This is a genomic window from Iodobacter sp. CM08, assembly GCF_033446605.1.
In the GTDB taxonomy this organism is placed as follows: domain Bacteria; phylum Pseudomonadota; class Gammaproteobacteria; order Burkholderiales; family Chitinibacteraceae; genus Iodobacter.
In genome coordinates this window covers 1-17,948 of the sequence record NZ_JAWQUO010000003.1, presented here as the reverse complement: position 1 = coordinate 17,948, position 17,948 = coordinate 1, and the positions used below count along the sequence as shown (strand labels likewise).

The following is a 17,948-nucleotide window of genomic DNA, read 5'->3' as shown; positions in this document are numbered from 1 at the left end:
ATTAAAAGCCTGGAAACTTCAAAGCAGAGCTAATAGGCTTGCCTTTGCGTGCACGTTTGCCTTGATAAGGGGCCATTTCATTCACGTTAAGTATCCATTCAGTGGCCTTGCCTGCGCGGCCCGTGCCATTGATGGTGAGTTTCTCTCCATCGCAAACGGTAATGGCCGAAAGGCTGTCTTTATCATCCAGTGCCATGGTAATGACACCACGCCCTCCCCCTGCCAGCTGCTTAAATTCGGCCAAGGTAAAGATATGCAATTTACCGCCTTTAGATAGGCAAGCTACTTGCGATGTTTCACGTGGAACAAAGGTGGATACCTTCAGCAGTGTCTCGCCTTCTTCAATACTTAAGAAGCTTTTACCGGCTTTTTGGCGGCTCATTAAGTTTTCAAACAGGCAGTAGAAGCCATAGCCGCTAGAGTTTGCAATGACTAAATGATCCTGTGGTTTGGCGGTGAGTAGCTGGACGATTTGAGTTTTGGCGGCCAAATCGACGAGCGTTGTCACGGGCACACCATCGCCTCTGCCGCCAGGAATCACCGATGCCTGAATGGTATAGACGCGGCCGTCTGAGCCAAACATGGCAATTGAATCGACTGAACGACATTCAATAAAGGCCAGCAGGGTATCGCCATCTTTAAAGCTTAAGTTTTGCAGATCAAGTACATGGCCTTGGCGGGCGCGCATCCAGCCTTTTTCCGACAAGATAATGGTCATTGGTTCGTCCACAACGGTGACTTCCAATGAGGCGCGTTCGGCTTCCACAATCAAGGTGCGGCGTGGATCGGCAAATTTCTTTTTGTCGGCTTCAATCTCTTTAATAATGAGTTTTTGCATGACGTCAGGCGAGGCTAAAAGATGCTCTAGCTCAGCTTTTTCTTTTGCCAAATCAGCCAGTTCTTGCTCAAGCTTAATGCCTTCTAAGCGGGCAAGCTGACGTAAGCGAATCTCTAAAATATCTTCGGCTTGTCGATCGCTTAAATTAAAGGCTTCGATCAAGGCCGCTTTAGGCTCGTCGCTATGACGAATAATGCGGATGACTTCGTCGATATTTAGAAAGACAATTAAACGCCCTTCCAAAATATGCATGCGATCATTCACTTGGCCAAGGCGGTGCTCGGTGCGGCGGGTAACGGTGGTAAAGCGAAAAGCAACCCACTCGGAAATCACCTGCTGCAACGATTTTTGCCCTGGGCGGCCATCAAGGCCTATCGTCACCATATTGATGGATAAGCCACTTTCTAGCGCGGTGTGCGCCAGTAGCAGCTTCATCATATCGTCTGGGTTTTGCCGTGATGATTTTGGCTCAATCACTAAGCGAACGGCGTTTTCCTTGCCAGATTCATCTCTTACTCGGTCTATTAGCGAGAGGATCAGTTGCTTGGTTTGGATCTGCTCTTGGGTAAGGGCTTTCTTACCTTTTTTGATTTTTGGATTACTTAAATCTTCGATCTCTTCCAGCACTTTTTGCGTGGAAGTGCCGTGCGGCAATTCATTAATGACGATTTGCCACTGGCCGCGCGCTAGATCTTCTTTAGTCCAGCGGGCGCGCACTTTTAAGCTGCCTCGGCCATTTTCATAAGCCGTTACGATGTCTTTGCGTGGCGAAATAATTTGCCCGCCACCAGGTAGATCTGGGCCTTGGATATAGGTCAGTAAATCACTGGTTGAAAGCGTTGGCTTTTTAATCAGTGCAATAGCCGCGTCGGCAACTTCGCCTAAGTTGTGTGCTGGAATTTCAGTCGCCATCCCCACGGCAATCCCCGATGCGCCATTAAGCAGCAGCATAGGTAAGCGTGCAGGCAATAGCGCTGGCTCTTGGAAAGCGCCATCGTAATTGGGGATGAAATCGGTGGTGCCTTTATCTAGCTCACTCAATAGTAATTCAGCAATCGGGGTTAAACGCGCTTCGGTATAACGCATAGCCGCTGCGCCATCCCCATCGCGGCTACCAAAGTTACCTTGGCCATCAATCAGTGGATAGCGCAGTGAAAAATCTTGAGCAATACGCACCAGTGCGTCATAAGCCGATTGATCGCCATGTGGATGGTATTTACCCATCACATCACCCACGATACGCGCCGATTTAATCGGCTTAGCATTGGCGACTAAACCAAGGCCGTGCATGGTGAAGAGAATGCGGCGTTGTACTGGTTTTTGCCCGTCTTCTACCTGTGGCAAGGCGCGGCTTTTAATCACGCTCATTGCATATTCAAGGTAGCTTTTCTCGGCGTAAAGCCCTAGCTGTACGGATTCGCCATCGTCTGGAGTTGCAGAGATCTGCGCTTCAATAAAGCGGCGCGGTTCATTATCTGCAATGAGCTCATCTGCATCATTAGGTTCTATATCGTTAGCTTCTATATCGTGGCTTGTCATAGTTTCACGTGGAACATTCGAGGATGGGATTGTTTCAATACATGCTGTCACAATAGGTCGGGTGAAGCCCGCCAAGGCAAGATAGTATGCCTAGTTAGCCGCTGGAATCTACCCACTTTTTATGTATTGTGTCTCCATTAAGTTAACTCTATGCAAAAAATTGCTTATTTAGTTTTGGTTTTACTTTGGTCCACCACTCCTTTGGCGATTAATTGGAGCGTGCAAGGTGTGCCCTTTTCTTTGGCTTTAGCTGGGCGTTTTGGCCTAGCCGCCGTACTTTGCGTATTGGTTTTATTGCTAAGCCGTAAAAAAATACCAGTCAGCAGTTGGCCAGCGGCGGCCTGTGCTGGCGCAAGCACTGCCTTATCGATGCTCTGTGTTTATTGGGCGTCGCTTACCGTATCGTCGGGCTTGGTGGCGGTGTTGTTTGGATTAATCCCGCTCGCTACTGCGGGTTTTTCATGGCTTTGGCTGGGTTTAAGGCTAAACCGTGGCGAACTATTGGCAATGGCGATGGGGATGGCTGGCTTACTTATTATTTTTGCAGAAAAGTTAAGTTTAAGTGGCATCGCGGGTGTGTTTGCGGTGTTATTGGCCGTTTTGATTCAAGCCGCTGCAGCGGTAAAGTTAAAAAAACTGGCAGCAGGCCAATCACCACTGGCGGTGAATGCCGGTGCGCTGACCATTGCCGCCCTGCTGCTGAGTATCATTTGCGCCATGCAGACGAGCAGTGTTTCATTCGCTTTACCCAAGCAGAGCATGCTGGCTATTGCCTATTTAGCGGTATTTGGTTCGGTACTGGGTTTTAGCCTGTATTACTGGCTGATCCGTGAGTGCAAGCCAATTACCGTGTCACTTATTTCTTTGATCACCCCTGCATCAGCCCTATGGATGGGGCATAGCTTGAATGGTGAACAAGTATCGAACGCTTTGATTTGGGGAACGGTGTGTATTTTGTTGGGGCTGGGGGTGCATTTGTTGGCGCAAAGATGGAGGGAGTAATGCCTGTGACTACGTTGATCTTTGTTGATTAATGCGTTGTGGTTGGCTACGGGCAAAAAACTTGTGGGGTGGGCATCTGTGCCCACCCTACGTTTGATTATGGCAAATAAGAAAGCAGCCTTTGCGTAGCGCCTCGGTGTGCGGCGGCAAAGGCTAGGCCTGCTTCTCCCATCGCCCTACTCTCTGTTTGGTGGGCAAATAAATACATGGCTTGCTGGATGATGGCGTGGACATGATCACCCTGCCATGCGGCATGGCTGGCGATGGCTTCTGTGGCGGCTTGGCTAAAGTTATAGGTGGATGGCCCTAGTAATACGGGTATGCCTATGGCGCAGGCTTCGATTAAGTTTTGGCTGCCAAATGGCAGAATAGAGCCGCCGATAATGGCGAGATCGCTGCTGGCGTAATAGCGGGTCATCTCGCCCATAGAGTCCCCAAGTAAGACTTGCACGCCGTTAGGGATGAATTTTTCATCCCACTCGCTGCGTTTAAGCACCGCTAAGCCTCGATCAGCTATCAGTTGCTCAACGCTGGCAAAACGCTGAGGATGGCGCGGTACGATGATCAGCAGCAAGTCTGCAGGCCAGTCTTTTAGCGTATCAAGGATTAATTCTTCTTCGCCATCGCGGCTAGATGCCAGTAGTAAGACCTTGCTCCGCTCTATTGCTGTTCGCCAGTTTTTACCCTGCAAAATGGCATTTTCATCGGGCAGATTATCAAATTTGATATTGCCAACGATAGCAGTATGCTCGCTACCAAGCTGCTGCAAACGTGCTGCATCCTGCTGGCTTTGGGCCAATACGCCAGCCAGCCGTGCCACGGCGGGTTGAACAAGATATTTTATCTTTTGATAGCCCTTGAGCGATTTCTCAGACAAACGCGCATTGGCTAAAAACAGGGGAATATCATGTTCGGCACAACGATGGATGAGATTGGGCCAGATCTCGGTTTCCATCAGCAGACCAAATTGCGGCTGGTAATGTTTTAAAAAGCGCCCTACCGCACTTGGATAATCGTAAGGCAGATAGGCAATCTCGGCTTGCTCAGCAAATAATTCTTCAGCGGTGGCGCGGCCAGTGGGTGTCATGCAGGTAATTAAAAATCGATGCTGAGGATATTTAGTTTTTAGCTCAGCAATGAGCGGTGCCGCTGCACGGGTTTCGCCTACAGAAACCGCGTGTAGCCAAATTAATGGTGCTTGATTTGGGCTGCTGCGATAAAACCCCAGCCGCTCTAGCCAATACTGGCGATAGGCGGGCTGGCGTTTAGAGCGCTTAAGTAGATATAAAAAAATAAAGGGAAAAGCGCAGCAGAGCAGCACGTGATATAGCCAGCGGCTCATGCCAAGCCATCCTTGGTTGCTTGCCAAACGCTGTTTAAATCTGGTGGAGCGCCGTTGCTGCCTAGGTTTACAGCGTAAGTGCTGGCTAAAACGCCAGTTAGTAGCGGGTCAGAAGCGCAAAAAATCGCCACTACGGGCACTGCTACAGCCGCAGCTAAGTGGGCGAGGCCGGTATCAACGCCCACTACAATCTGGCTTCCCGCTAGCAAATATGCGGCTTCAGCTAGATTTAAACGTGGTGGGCAAAGCGCATGAGGAACCGCTGCTGCCAAGCGCTGGCTGCGTTCTTGTTCAAACGCGCTACCCCAAGGGAAAATTGCGATGATATCTAGCTCTTGTAGGCGTTTAGCCAAATCAATCCAGTGGGCTTCTGGCCATTCTTTATCACTGCGGCTGGTGGCAGAAAGCAGTACGGCGTAGCGGGATTTAGGCAGCCAAGGCAGCTCTAGCTGTGGCACTTTCAGGCCGTAATCGATTTTGTCATCGATAGTGTAGTTAAATACGCTGGCGCTTAATTGGCGATTTCTTTGGATGGCGTGTTGATTACGCGCGATCGAATATTGTTTTTGATAAACCAAGCTAGCTAAGCTTTCACGGGCAGATTGCCTATCGTAGCCACTAATTGGGCCTATTGCTTGTTTGGCAATAAAGGCACTTTTAATTAAGCCTTGTGAATCTAAAATTAAATCATATTGGCATGATCGTATATGAGCACGAAAGTTTAAAAATTCTGCTTTAGATTTAAGCGGAGCCTTACGCCAACGTCTTAATGCGGTTGGTATAATTGATCGCACCGAAGGGTGCAGCCTGGGCAAGCTAGCAAAGCTCTCTTCTACTACCCAATCGATGGCAATATCGGGCCTATGCTTGGCTAAATCGCTAAGAGCAGGAAAATTATGAATAATGTCCCCCATCGAGGAGAGACGAATAATTAGGGTTTGAAACATGCGCGCATTCTACCCGTACTGGCTTGATAACGACTACACTGCAAGGGAAGCATAATTTACAGGATTAGTAAATGATGATGGATGAATTATTGGCTATTTTGCCTTGGGTACTTACACTGACTATGCTTGTTTTATGGGCTTGGAGCGAGCGTTTACGCCGTATTCAAAATATAAAATTAACAAATTTAATGGGCAAAGATTCACTTACAGGGTTGTCAAACCGTCGGAATTTTTTAGAATTGGCCGCCAGAGAAATTAATCGAAGCCAGCGATTTTCTAATCCTCTTACTGCTTTAATCATTGATGTTGATGATTTACGCCACATGAATAATGTTTATGGAACGATTGGCGGTGATTTGGCATTAAAGCATTTGGCCAATGCTTGTCGACAAAGCGTGCGTGATTTTGATTTGATTGCTCGATTCTCAGGTGAAGAAGTTGCCTTAGTTTTGCCTGATACTCCGCTAGATGGGGCAATTGTGGTGGCTGAGCGCATCCGTAAAAAATCTGCAGAGCAAAGAATCTCCATGCCAGACGGTTTAGAGTTCACCATGACGGTGTGCATTGGCGTGGCGCAAACTAAAAATGAAATGGATAGCTTAGAAGACTTATTATTAGCTGCAGATCTTGCCTTGCAGCGTGCTATGGAAAATGGCCCAAATAAGGTTATGTACTAGCTCTGTATTGAAATACGCCTCCCCACTATCTACTTGCGCGATGATAGCTCATCGTCTACGGTGCATCTTTTTGCTTGGTCATTGTATGTCTACTCCTAATCAAGCACTCGCTATTGCCGCGTTGAATCATCAATCTAATTTAACTAAACCTCAGGGTAGCTTGGGTAAGCTTGAAGAGTTGGCCGTGTGGTTTGCCGCGCGCTCTAATTCGGCGATTCCTGGGCGTTTACAGCCAGCCATTGTGGTATTTGCTGCTGATCATGGCGTGGTTGCTGAAGGGGTATCGGCATTTCCAAAGGAAGTGACAGGGCAGATGGTGGCCAATTTTGTTGGCGGCGGTGCGGCAATTAATGTGTTGGCGCGTGAAGTGGGTGCCAGTTTATCGGTGGTTGATGTGGGCGTAGCCAGTAGCTACACCGCGGTGACCGGCTGCGGTGCACAGTTGTTTAGAGTACCGGTGCGTGCGGGTACGGGTAATCTACGGATTGAGCCTGCAATGAGCGAACAAGAATGCCATAAGGCTTGGTCGATTGGTCTAGGCAGTGCGCAAGAAGGGCTTATTCGTGGCAAAACGCTGCTGATTGGCGGTGAAATGGGTATTGCTAATACCACGTCCGCCGCAGCCTTGATTTGTGCACTCACAGATATCGAGCCAGAAGAAATTGTTGGCCTTGGCACAGGAATTTCGGCGGCTAGCCGCGAGCATAAAGTACAAGTGGTTAAAGACTCATTGGTGCGTGCTCGGGCAGCCGGAGCGGTGAGTGCCAAAGATTGGTTAATGCAAGTGGGCGGTTTAGAAATCGCCGCGCTGGCAGGCTTTTATACCGGTGCTGCCGAAGCGGGTATTCCTGTTTTGCTGGATGGCTTTATCACCACCGCTGCTGCACTTGTGGCGGTAAAAAATCAGCCACAGGTTGCGGATTGGCTGCTTGCCAGCCATGTATCGGATGAAAAAGGCCATCGCCATGCCCTAGCGGCTTTACAGTTAGAGCCGTTATTAGCTTTGGGTTTGCGCTTAGGTGAGGCAAGTGGTGCTGCTTTAACGCTTCCGCTGATTCAAAGCGCATTGGCTTTGCACCGAGAAATGGCGACATTTAGCTCTGCCGGTATTGCAAACAAAGAATGAGCAGTTTTCGCTTAACCCTGCTACGCCACGGCGCAACAACAGCGCCTGCTGGCATGCTAATTGGCCATGGCGATTTGCCACTCTCTGCCTTGGGCGTGCAGCAGCTTGCCAGCCGAGACGCGTACTTTGCGCGTTTTCCACCCAGCAGCGTGGCCAGCTCTGATCTATGCCGCTGTGCAGACTTTGCTCAGCAGCTAGCAGCCAGCGCTGACGTGGATTGCCATATCGATAGCCGTTTGCGTGAGATTCACTTTGGTGAGCTGGATGGCTTGGCTGAAAAGAGCCTCGCGCAGCAGCTGGCGCTGACGCAGTGGCAGCAAGATTTATCTTCTAATTCGCTTGGTATAGAGAACTGGGTAGATTTCTCGGCAAGGGTAAGCACGGCCACTCAAGCATGGCTAAAAGCTGGCCAAGGCGAGCATCGGGTATTGATAACCCATGGTGGCGTAGCTAAAGCACTGCTATTAAATTGGCTAGGCCTGCCTCTTGCTCGGCATAATCAGCTGTGGCTGGCGCATGCGGGCTTAATTACCCTCTATTGGGACGATGCCTACCCGCCAATCTTGCAGGGAATAGATAATGATATTTGATTGGTGTAAATCCATCCTGGCTCTGTAGTTTTTAACGCGCTTAATAGATTCTTAGCTGTGGAGATATTTCTCCTGCTGTGTTGTAAGGAATTAGATAATGATGTTCGATTGGCGTAAGCCTGTTCTGGCAGTTCAGTTTCTCACCCGCTTACCCACACCGCAGATTGTTGATTTTCAACCTGGCCTACTGGCCGCTGCTGCACCGTGGTTTCCTGTGGTGGGTTTATTAATAGGCGCATTTTTAGCGCTGCTGGGCTCTTGGGCTAATCTGATTGACCCTTGGCTCTTTGCTTTAGTGGTGTTTTTAGCGTGGACATGGATTACCGGCGGCCTGCATCTGGATGGTCTTGCCGATATGGCCGATGGTTTGGGCGCTGCGCATCGAGACCCCGAGCGATTTTTAGCCGTGCTCAAAGACCCTCATTTAGGCAGTTTTGGGGTATTAGCCTTGATTACCCAATCTGCTGCCAAGCTGGTGTTGCTGATGCTGCTGGCTAAGCAGCAAGCATGGCTGGCCCTGCTATTGATTCCGGCGTGGGCACGTTTAGGCGTGCTGTATTGGAGCCGCTTACCCGCACTAGCTTCCGGCATGGCCGAGCAATTTGCTTGGCAAAAAAGCAGTTGGTCTTTATATATTATTTTGGCGCTACTCTTAGCGGCATCCTATTTTCTAGCCCCGCCTGTACTTGCCGCACCGCTGCTGATTTGGGCTTATGCCAAGTGGCTGATGCATAAATTAGGCGGCATGACGGGGGATTGCTTGGGGGCGGGGATAGAAATAACAGAAACAGGGCTGTTATGCTGTGCTGTGCTGCTGAAGTTCATCTTGCATTATTGATGTTATGCAACAGGCACAATAAGAGTTGAAATGCTTGCAGTGGGCGGCTTCAAGTAAAAAATGCACAGTTACTTTGTGCTTAATCAGGTGAAGGTATGAAAATTATTCGTAGTATTGAAGTATGGGAAAAGGGCATGGATGGGGGCTTTATTGGCCATTTGCCACTGGCAGAAACCATCAGTGTGCCATTTCTCTTTAGCCTGTTTCAGCATGAGCAAGATCAGCCCGATGAAGAAATGAAGCTCTCCTATATGTTGGATGAAGCACTCATTGCCCAGCTGCAGCCCTATGTGGCCGAGCAGATGAATTTAGCCCTGCACGATTATATTCTGACCGCACATGGTCAGCCCGATTACTAAAGGAAGCTATGCTGCGCCTGCTGTGTTTTTTATTGTTTGCCCTACCCGTACACGCCCAAACGCTGCGGATTGCTGCGGCGTCTGATTTGGCTTATTGCATTGAAGACTTAAATGCGGTGTTTAAGCAGAGCCAGCCCAGTGCAGAGTTCAAAGTAAGCCTAGGTTCTTCTGGTAATTTCTATACCCAAATCGCCGCAGGTGGGCCGTTTGATGTGTTTTTATCTGCCGATCAAGCTTATCCCAAACAGCTGGCTGCCAGTGGTGCTGCAGAGTTATCTACTCTAAAGCCGTACGCGATTGGCCGCTTAGCGCTATGGACGATGCAGCCTAATGTGGTGCTTGATTTAGCCCGCTTGGGTGATGCAGGCATTAAGCGTATTGCCATTGCTAATCCAGATCACGCCCCCTATGGCCAAGCCGCCCGTGCCGCTATGCAGCAGGCGGGAGTATGGGATACGGTTAGCCCTAAATTAGTATTGGGCAATAATATTGCGCAAGCCGCGCAATTTGTACAAACCGGCAATGCCGATGTGGGTTTGGTGGCGTATTCACTGCTTAAATCCCCTGCTTTAAGCGGGGTGGGTCGATCACTGCTACTGCCAGCGCAAAGCCACCCTCCGCTGATTCAGGCGGCGATTGTGACGCGCTATGGTAAGGGCAATCCGCTAGCAGTCAGCTACGTGGGTTTTCTACAAAGCAATACGGCCCGCAGCACGCTGCAACGTTGTGGCTTTGATTTGCCGGAGCGCCATTGAGCCCAGAGCTTTTTGCCACCTTATGGTTAACGCTAAAGTTGGCGGGCGTTACCACGCTGTGCCTTTTGCCGATTAGTATTATTTTGGCGCGCTGCCTGTGTGAATGCCGCAGCAACTGGGTGCTGTTGCTAGAAATCATCGTCACTCTTCCCATCGTATTGCCGCCCACCGTGATTGGCTTTTATCTGCTGCAGATCTTTGCACCGCAAGCCTTGGCAGGGTCTTGGTGGGTTGCTATCTTTGGCCAGCCGCTGGCGTTTAGCTTTAGTGGCCTAGTGGTGGGCTCCATTCTCTACAGCCTGCCTTTTGCTGTGCAACCTATCCAAACAGCGATACGTGGTGTTTCCCCTGAGCTAATCGAATCAGGCCGTGCCTTAGGTGGATCGGCAAGCAAGGTGTTTTGGGGCGTGGTGTTGCCCGCTGCAAGGCATGGTATTTATAGCGGCGCAGCGCTTTCTTTTGCCCATACCGTGGGCGAATTTGGCGTGGTGCTGATGTTGGGTGGCAATATCGCAGGCGAAACGCGGGTTGCATCCATTGCGCTATTTGATGCTACTCAAAGGCTGGATTACGCCAGCGCACATCAATATGCCATTGCATTATTGATTATTGCCGCCTTGATGGTCTTGGTGATTGCAGGGCTAAGGCGTTATGCAGATTCGCATGGCAAGGCTTAGCCTGTAATTTTTTGATTACCGTCAAATACCCTATATCTAGTTAAACATTGATGCTTTAAACACCATATATTGTGGTCTGTGAAAATATTCTACCTTGATCTAGGTGGGGAAAAATGACCATATACCCGCAATATGTGCTGAAACGCGATGGCCGCATCGTGCCATTTGATGCTGATAAAATCCGCCTTGCTTTATTAAATGCCAGCCGGATCACCGGTGAGTTTGATGAAGCAGAGGCGCTGCGTTTAAGCACGCTGGTCAGTAGCCGTTTACGCGGTGATTTAACTCCCACCATTGAGCAGATTCAGGATCAGGCTGAAGAAGCGCTGCTGCAATATCATTATTTAAAAACTGCCCGTGCCTATATTGTTTATCGCAGCCAACATGCGCGTTTGCGCTCGGACGTGCGCACCGTGGTGGATGTTGAATCGTCGATTAATGAATATCTGGATCAATCAGATTGGCGGGTAAATGCCAATGCCAATCAGGGCTGGAGCTTGGGTGGGCTAATTTTAAATACCAGCGGCAAGATGATAGCCAATTACTGGCTAAGCCATGTTTATCCACCAGAAATTGGCGAGGCGCATCGCTCTGGTGCCATGCATATTCATGACTTAGATATGCTTTCGGGCTATTGCGCAGGCTGGTCTTTACGCCGCCTATTGCAAGAGGGTTTTAATGGCGTGCCGGGCAAGGTAGAAGCCAAACCGCCTAAGCATTTCTCTGCCGCCATTGGCCAGATTGTTAACTTTTTAGGTACTTTGCAAAATGAATGGGCGGGTGCGCAGGCATTTAGCTCGTTTGATACCTATATGGCGGCATTTATTCGTGCCGATAATCTGCAATACACACAGGTAAAGCAGTATATCCAAGAGCTGATTTACAACCTGAATGTACCCAGCCGCTGGGGCACGCAAACGCCATTTACCAATCTGACTTTCGATTGGATCTGCCCAGAAGATTTGCGCGAACAAATTCCCTATGTGGGCGGTAAGGAAATGCCGTTTAGCTATGGCGATCTGCAAACTGAAATGGACATGATTAACCGCGCTTATATCGAAGTGATGATGGAAGGCGATGCGCTGGGGCGGGTGTTTACTTTCCCGATTCCCACCTACAACATCACTAAAGATTTTGCCTGGGATCACCCCAATACCGATCTTTTGTTTGAAATGACCGCTAAGTATGGCCTGCCCTATTTCCAGAATTTCTTAAATTCAGATCTAGAGCCGCATATGGTGCGCTCGATGTGCTGTCGCTTGCAGCTTGATCTGCGCGAGCTGTTAAAGCGCGGTAATGGCTTATTTGGCTCTGCCGAGCAAACTGGATCGCTAGGTGTGGTGACCATCAACTGCGCGCGGATTGGTTACGAGTTTAAAGGCAATGAAGCGGGCCTCTTAGCGCGGATTGATACGCTGATGGAGCTGGCTAAGCAGTCTTTAGAAATTAAACGCAAACTAATCGGTCGTTTAATTGATAGTGGACTTTACCCCTATACCAAGCGTTACTTAGGCACGCTGCGTAATCACTTCAGCACGCTTGGGGTGAATGGTATTAACGAAATGATTCGCAATTTTAGCGATGATCAGGACGATATCAGCTCTGAAGCAGGCTACGCCTTAGCCATCCGCCTGCTGGATCATATCCGCGCCAAAATGAGCGAGTTTCAAGAAGAAACCGGCCATCTTTATAACTTAGAAGCCACACCCGCCGAAGGCACGACTTATCGTTTTGCCAAAGAAGATAAAAAGTTTTATCCCGATATTTTGCAAGCAGGTACGGCAGAGCAGCCCTTCTATACCAACTCCAGCCAACTGCCAGTGGGCTTTACCGATGACCCATTTGAAGCGCTAGGCCGTCAGCAGGAATTACAGCGTAAATATACTGGTGGTACGGTGCTGCATCTGTATATGAACGAGGCGATTTCTAGCCCCGCAGCGTGCAAAGCGCTGGTGAAAAAAGCGCTAACTAACTACCGCCTGCCCTATATCACCATCACGCCTACCTTCTCTATCTGCCCGAAACACGGCTACCTAAGCGGCCACCACGAGTTTTGCCCAAAGTGCGATAGCGAGTTGCTGGCAAAGAAGTGTTGTGTGCCGAGTTAAAAGTATTTTTCAAAACCCACATCTTGAACCACGGAGAACACAGAGGACACGGAGTTTCACGGAGAAAACCTTGTTTTGATTTCCTCCGTGTAACTCTGTGTTCTCCTTAACTCCGTGGTTAAAGATTTGGGTTCAAATCTTAATCAAACTTAATAGGAAAAAATCATGAGTGATTTATCGGTTCAAACCAAGCTGGCCCCAGAGCTTAAGGATGAAGAACGCACTCGCTGCGAGGTCTGGACACGGGTGATGGGTTATCACCGGCCGGTGAGTAGTTTTAATATTGGTAAGAAGGGCGAGTTTAAAGAACGGCAGTTTTTTAACGAATGTCATACCGTTCAATAATGAAGCCCGCGCCCAAGATTGGCGGCTTGGTGCCGTTCTCTAGCTGCGATTACCCTGGCGAGCTGGCTTGTGTGATCTTTTTGGCGGGCTGTCCTTGGCGCTGTGGCTATTGCCATAATCCGCATTTACAAGCGCGTGAGCAGCACGATGCAGCACCACAGTGGGATGAAATCCTCATCTGGCTAAAAACCCGCCGTGGTCTTTTGGACGCGGTGGTTTTTTCGGGTGGTGAGCCTCTTACCGAGCCGCTTTTGCCTGAAATGATGTGCGCTGTAAAAGCGCTAGGCTTTAAAATTGGCTTGCATAGCGGTGGCGCTTATCCCAAGCGTTTGCAGGAATGCCTGCCCTATTTGGATTGGGTGGGCTTTGATATTAAAAGCGATTTTATGCGCTACGAAGAGATCACCACGGTAGTAGGAAGTGGTGCTGTAGCCAGTGCCGCATTAAAGCTGCTATTGGCGAGCAAGGTGGCGCTGGAATGCCGCAGCACCATCCATCCTAGCCTGCATAGCGAGGATGAGCTGATTGCCCTTGCTCAGAAACTAAGCGCCGCCGGGGTGCGGCGCTACGTATTGCAAGCCTTCAGGCCCACTGGTTGTATTGAGCCTGCTTTGATTAACTCTGCGCAGCTTCATTTTCCTCAGCCTGCCACCTTAGCGGCAATTGAGCAGCAGTTTGCGTCGTTTCAGTACGTATCAGCACTTGCTGCCTAAAGGCGCGGTAAGCCTGTTTTAAGCTGGAGAAAATCAGAAAATTGGCGTGTAATTCATCCAGCTTATGGTGGCGGGCGGCAATAAACTCGGTTTGTGTTTTGCGCCCTGATAGCGCCAGTGCGATGCCACGCTCTTTTAAATCTCTTTGCAAAATAATAATCGCTTCGATGCCCGCGATATCAATTTGATTAATCGGCACGGTATCCAGCACCACCCACGAAACACGGGGCGAGGCACCATCGGCCAAAGATAAAACCCGCTGGCGGAAGTAATTGGCGTTAAAGAAATTAAGCGAGGCATCAAAGCGATACACCAGCATGCCATCAATTGGCGCAGCGCCGGGGTGGTGAGATAAATCGTGAAAGCTGTTTTTGCCTGGGTAAACGCCCAGCAGGCTTTCGTGTGGCCGCGCGAGTTTAATAATCAACCGAAGCGTGGCCATTAACACGGCAAACAGCATGCCTTGCATCACGCCTACGCAGGCCACGCCAATCACGGTAAGGATGGCAATGCCGTATTCGCCACGGCTGGCTTGGCGAAAATAAATAAAATTGGCAAAACTCATCAGCCCAAATGAGGCGGTAATTAGCACGGCGGCCAGCGCGGCAATGGGCACATATTGCAGCGGGGTAGTAAATAGCGCGATGGCAATGGCGATGGCCGCCGCCGCGACTAGGCTTACCATTTGCGTTTTACCGCCCGCATTATCATTCACCGCCGTTCTAGAATCCGCACCGCTTATCACAAAGCCCTGTGAAAAAGCTGCTGCAATATTGGCCATGCCTAGCGCGGTAAATTCCCTGTCTGCATCGATCTCATAGCGGTTTTTGGCGGCAAAGCTGCGGGCCGTCAGAATAGCGCTGCTAAAGCTGATCAGCGCCAGCCCCGCCCCTGCGCCAAGTAATTCGCCCAGATGGGCTCTGGGAATAGTGGGCCAGTGCAAGGTGGGTAATCCAGCAGGCAATAGGCCAATCACGGCGATGCCTGCAGCTTGCAAATTAAGGCTAAAAATCACCAGCGCAGCAAGGCCCATGGCAATAAGGGCGGTGGGCAGCTTAGGCAGTAGGCGTTTAATAATTTGAATCGCTAACAGCGTACCAAGGCCGATCAGGGCGGTGCTTGGATGAAGCTCGGGCAGGCGATCTGGCAGCTCGAGAATCCGGCCAATAAAATCGTGTTTTTGAAAAGTAAAACCAAGCAGTTTGCCTAGCTGCCCTAGCGCAATGCTGATTGCTACACCATTTAAAAAGCCAGCCAAGATCGGCGGGGATAAAAAGTCGGCCAGAAACCCCAGCTTAAAGCGGCTAGCCAACAGGCAAAACAGCCCGGTAATCAGCGCTAAGGCTACAGAAAGCGAGATATACAGCTCAGAATTGCCAGCGGCTAATGGCAGCAAAGTGGAGGCCACCATCGCGCAGGTGGCGGCATCCGGCCCAACGATTAATTGCCGTGAAGAGCCAAACAGCGCGTAAGCCACCATGGGCAAGATACTGGCGTAAAGACCAGCAATTGGGCTCATCCCCGCCAGCTGGGCATAGGCCACGCCCACTGGCAGCGCGACGGACGCCACCGATAATCCCGCCAGCAAATCCTGTCGCCAACTGTCCCGTGGGTAGTTAAGAAATACGGCCAGCCCAGGGATGGTGTGTAGAAAGAATTTGTTCAATGCCGAATCCTGTTTGTTTATTGAGCTGTATGCAGGGCGTGTGCAAGCCGCCGTTTTCACAGTATTTCATACCAAAGTCTGGCGGGTTGCTCGCCATATTTGCGAACCAAAATACAAAAAAAATCTTTTTAGCGCCTTCGGCACATTGATTTTGGAGCGGTAGCCACCGCGAGGCCTTCCTTTCTTGCTTCGCCAAGAAACGAAGCCAAAGAAGGCGACCCCACGAAACACGAAGGCCCCTTCGCTGCGGACAATCGAGTCGGCGGCGGGCGGGATTGGCTCGCTGCCTCGCTCCCTTGCCGAAACCCCGCCCCGCTTGTTCCTCGCTACGGCGTGTTTCAAGGGGGGATTTAAGCTCCGTGCCACGAATGGCGATAAGCTATAAAATTTTTGAGTTTGAAAAAGCTAAAAAATTCATAGCCAAATAGCACTTATATAAATACTTTTCTCCGTGAAACTCTGTGCTCTCTTTGCCCTCCGTGGTTCAAGATCTGGGTTTCCGTTGTGTAACCTCAGTCAAATCATCCCCGCCTCATCCTTACAAAACTGAATAAATCGGCGTAAAGCTGTGGAGTGATATTTTTGTCTATGCCACGCAAGGTAAAGCTGGCGTGGGAAGCGTTGCTGCATGGCTAGGCATACTAATCGCCCGTTATTGATACGATCTTGGGCTGCCAGCTTGGATATAAAGCTGATGCCTAAGCCCTGCTCCACCGCCAACATCACCGCCTCTAGGGTATTGAGCTCTAGCCCGATTCGGCTAGTGCTGAGCTGTGGCTGGATTAGTTGCTCAAATTGTTCCCGATTACCTGACATAGGCTCACGCAGCACCCATGTTTCGCCGCTTAATGCTGATATGGCCAGCTCATCTTGATTCGCTAAAGGATGAGTTGCTGCTGCCACAATGCACATTTCATCTTGCAGCCAAGGATCAGCGATTAGATCGGGGTGGTGGTTTTCACCTTCGATTAAGGCGAGGTCTAGTTCAAAATGGGCCAGCGCATGGCTCAGGATATGGGTATTGGCAATCGATATGCGTGGCGTGGTGGTCTGCTCGCTACGAGCCAGCAAAATAGGGAGCAGATAGTTGCCGATGGTTTGGGTAGCTCCAAGGCGCAGCTGGCCAACGGGCTCGCTATCGCTAGCAAACATGGTTTCAATATCTAACACTCGGGCGAGTAATTCTTCCGCCACGGGTTGTAATAATTTACCTTCTGCATTTAATTGCAGGCGTGGATGCACCCGATCAAACAGCGGCGTTGCCAGCTGGCGCTCTAACTCTTGCAAAGATTGCGAAACCGCGCCCTTGCTAAGGCATAGCTCATTGGCGGCCATACCCAAATTGCCATAACGGGCAATAGCGGCGAAGGTTTTTAGCTGCTGCAGAGTGAGCTTCATATTGTTTTGCTAAACGCCTCATTCAAATCATTTAGATATGATAAACAATAGCTGGGCGTTATTCTATTTATATTGTCAGCAGCAAGAAGGCCGTTATGTTTACTCGAACTCGTCAATTACTCGCCGCAGCCCCTACACCAATGGCAGGGCTTGCCTTGGGGATTGCTAGCCTAGGATGGTGTTGGGAAAACGGCGGTGAATTTCATGGTTACGCCCAATTACTTGGAGCTGCCATTGCAGCGTTGTTATTACTGATCTTAGCTTTCAAATTTGCACTTCACCCCCGTTTATTACAGAAAGATTTAGCACATCCTGTGGTTGGCAGCGTGGTACCCACTTTTGCCATGGCGACGATGGTGGTTTCCAAGGCGTTGAGCAGCTTTGATGTTAACTTTGCAGAGGGGCTTTGGTTGTTTGCCGTCATCTTGCATATGGCGTTTCTGGTGATGTTTATCTGGCACCGTGCTAAAGACTTTGAAATCCATCATATGCTGCCAAGCTGGTTTGTACCGCCAGTGGGTATTATCGTGGCCGATGTGGCTTTCCCCGGCGGGCAGTTTGCGGCCCTTGCCAATGGCTTATTGTGGTTTGGGATATTTTGCTACGCTGTGATGTTGCCGCTGATGCTCTACCGTTTGATCTTTAGCTACGAAGTGCCTGATGCAGCCAAGCCCACCATCGCTATTTTGGCGGCTCCTGCCAGCCTTTCCCTTGCTGGCTATCTAACAATGACTGCCGAGCCATCGCTGCTGATTGTGGCCGTATTATTTGGGATTGCGCTCTTGATGACTGGGATTATTTATATCGCCTTTTTCAAGCTACTCGGTCTGCCTTTTTCACCAGGCTATGCCGCATTTACTTTTCCGCTGGTGATTGGTTCTACCGCGCTATTTAAGCTTAGCCATTCCTGATTATGTCTCTTGCTCAACCTCCTTGCTCAAACCACCTAAAAGGCCTAAGGTGAACGAACGTTCTTTTTTGGAGTGGTCGTCATGGCAATCAACCCAATCCAGATGCAAAAGGGGCTG

Annotated in this window: 17 protein-coding genes; 12 read left to right on the top strand and 5 right to left on the bottom strand. The window is 49.8% G+C overall.

Translation table 11 applies throughout. The features are described 5' to 3' along the window. Window position 1: 1 nt before the first annotated feature. Window positions 2-2,377, bottom strand: coding sequence for a DNA topoisomerase IV subunit A (gene parC, locus R6242_RS01905; protein ID WP_293934440.1), 2,376 nt, complete (start codon window positions 2,375-2,377; stop codon window positions 2-4). Between the two features lie 150 nt (window positions 2,378-2,527). Between parC and R6242_RS01900 the strand changes: the two genes are divergently transcribed. Continuing rightward, window positions 2,528-3,379, top strand: a complete 852-nt coding sequence (locus R6242_RS01900; protein ID WP_318423196.1) for a DMT family transporter — start codon at window positions 2,528-2,530, stop codon at window positions 3,377-3,379. A gap of 97 nt (window positions 3,380-3,476) precedes the next feature. Here the strand turns inward: R6242_RS01900 and waaA are convergent, their stop codons facing one another. Next, window positions 3,477-4,721: a lipid IV(A) 3-deoxy-D-manno-octulosonic acid transferase gene (gene waaA / locus R6242_RS01895; RefSeq protein WP_318423194.1), complete on the bottom strand. Its 1,245-nt coding sequence runs from the start codon at window positions 4,719-4,721 to the stop codon at window positions 3,477-3,479. Beyond that, complete coding sequence (waaC, locus tag R6242_RS01890; protein WP_318423192.1) at window positions 4,718-5,668, bottom strand: lipopolysaccharide heptosyltransferase I; 951 nt, start codon at window positions 5,666-5,668, stop codon at window positions 4,718-4,720. The genes waaA and waaC overlap by 4 nt, the downstream gene beginning before the upstream one ends. A gap of 71 nt (window positions 5,669-5,739) precedes the next feature. Between waaC and R6242_RS01885 the strand changes: the two genes are divergently transcribed. The 10 genes from R6242_RS01885 (at window position 5,740) to R6242_RS01840 (ending at window position 13,856) form a co-directional block, all read left to right on the top strand. Then, the gene (locus R6242_RS01885) at window positions 5,740-6,345 is read left to right on the top strand and encodes a GGDEF domain-containing protein (protein WP_318423190.1); all 606 of its coding nucleotides are present in this window, start codon (window positions 5,740-5,742) and stop codon (window positions 6,343-6,345) included. An 85-nt stretch (window positions 6,346-6,430) separates the two neighbouring features. Then, window positions 6,431-7,471: a nicotinate-nucleotide--dimethylbenzimidazole phosphoribosyltransferase gene (gene cobT, locus R6242_RS01880; protein ID WP_318423188.1), complete on the top strand. Its 1,041-nt coding sequence runs from the start codon at window positions 6,431-6,433 to the stop codon at window positions 7,469-7,471. Further along, window positions 7,468-8,061 carry a histidine phosphatase family protein gene (locus R6242_RS01875; protein ID WP_318423186.1) on the top strand — a complete coding sequence of 198 codons (594 nt, stop codon included), beginning with the start codon at window positions 7,468-7,470 and terminating at the stop codon, window positions 8,059-8,061. Before cobT ends, R6242_RS01875 begins: the two co-directional genes overlap by 4 nt. A 97-nt stretch (window positions 8,062-8,158) precedes the next feature. Beyond that, window positions 8,159-8,899, top strand: a complete 741-nt coding sequence (gene cobS / locus R6242_RS01870) for an adenosylcobinamide-GDP ribazoletransferase (RefSeq protein ID WP_318423184.1) — start codon at window positions 8,159-8,161, stop codon at window positions 8,897-8,899. A 95-nt stretch (window positions 8,900-8,994) separates the two neighbouring features. Next, window positions 8,995-9,258 carry a hypothetical protein gene (locus R6242_RS01865; protein WP_318423183.1) on the top strand — a complete coding sequence of 88 codons (264 nt, stop codon included), beginning with the start codon at window positions 8,995-8,997 and terminating at the stop codon, window positions 9,256-9,258. Between the two features lie 8 nt (window positions 9,259-9,266). Beyond that, window positions 9,267-10,013, top strand: coding sequence for a molybdate ABC transporter substrate-binding protein (modA, locus tag R6242_RS01860; RefSeq protein WP_318423181.1), 747 nt, complete (start codon window positions 9,267-9,269; stop codon window positions 10,011-10,013). Next, entirely contained in the window at window positions 10,010-10,690 is a 681-nt protein-coding gene (gene modB, locus R6242_RS01855; RefSeq protein WP_318423179.1) for a molybdate ABC transporter permease subunit, read from the top strand. Before modA ends, modB begins: the two co-directional genes overlap by 4 nt. Before the next feature lie 113 nt (window positions 10,691-10,803). Then, window positions 10,804-12,798, top strand: coding sequence for a ribonucleoside triphosphate reductase (locus tag R6242_RS01850; RefSeq protein WP_318423177.1), 1,995 nt, complete (start codon window positions 10,804-10,806; stop codon window positions 12,796-12,798). A gap of 165 nt (window positions 12,799-12,963) precedes the next feature. After that, window positions 12,964-13,143, top strand: a complete 180-nt coding sequence (gene nrdD / locus R6242_RS01845; protein WP_318423175.1) for an anaerobic ribonucleoside-triphosphate reductase — start codon at window positions 12,964-12,966, stop codon at window positions 13,141-13,143. Continuing rightward, window positions 13,143-13,856: an anaerobic ribonucleoside-triphosphate reductase activating protein gene (locus tag R6242_RS01840; RefSeq protein ID WP_318423173.1), complete on the top strand. Its 714-nt coding sequence runs from the start codon at window positions 13,143-13,145 to the stop codon at window positions 13,854-13,856. The genes nrdD and R6242_RS01840 overlap by 1 nt, the downstream gene beginning before the upstream one ends. On the opposite strand, the gene R6242_RS01835 is transcribed toward R6242_RS01840, so the two are convergent. Both R6242_RS01835 and R6242_RS01830 read right to left on the bottom strand, forming a co-directional pair. Then, window positions 13,759-15,522 (bottom strand): SulP family inorganic anion transporter, encoded by a 1,764-nt coding sequence (locus R6242_RS01835; RefSeq protein WP_318423171.1) that lies wholly within the window; start codon window positions 15,520-15,522, stop codon window positions 13,759-13,761. The two genes, R6242_RS01840 and R6242_RS01835, sit on opposite strands and share 98 nt — an antisense overlap. A 516-nt stretch (window positions 15,523-16,038) precedes the next feature. After that, window positions 16,039-16,920, bottom strand: coding sequence for a LysR substrate-binding domain-containing protein (locus tag R6242_RS01830; protein WP_318423168.1), 882 nt, complete (start codon window positions 16,918-16,920; stop codon window positions 16,039-16,041). A gap of 95 nt (window positions 16,921-17,015) precedes the next feature. Between R6242_RS01830 and R6242_RS01825 the strand changes: the two genes are divergently transcribed. Next, window positions 17,016-17,831: a TDT family transporter gene (locus tag R6242_RS01825; RefSeq protein WP_318423166.1), complete on the top strand. Its 816-nt coding sequence runs from the start codon at window positions 17,016-17,018 to the stop codon at window positions 17,829-17,831. The last annotated feature ends 117 nt before the right edge of the window (window positions 17,832-17,948 follow it).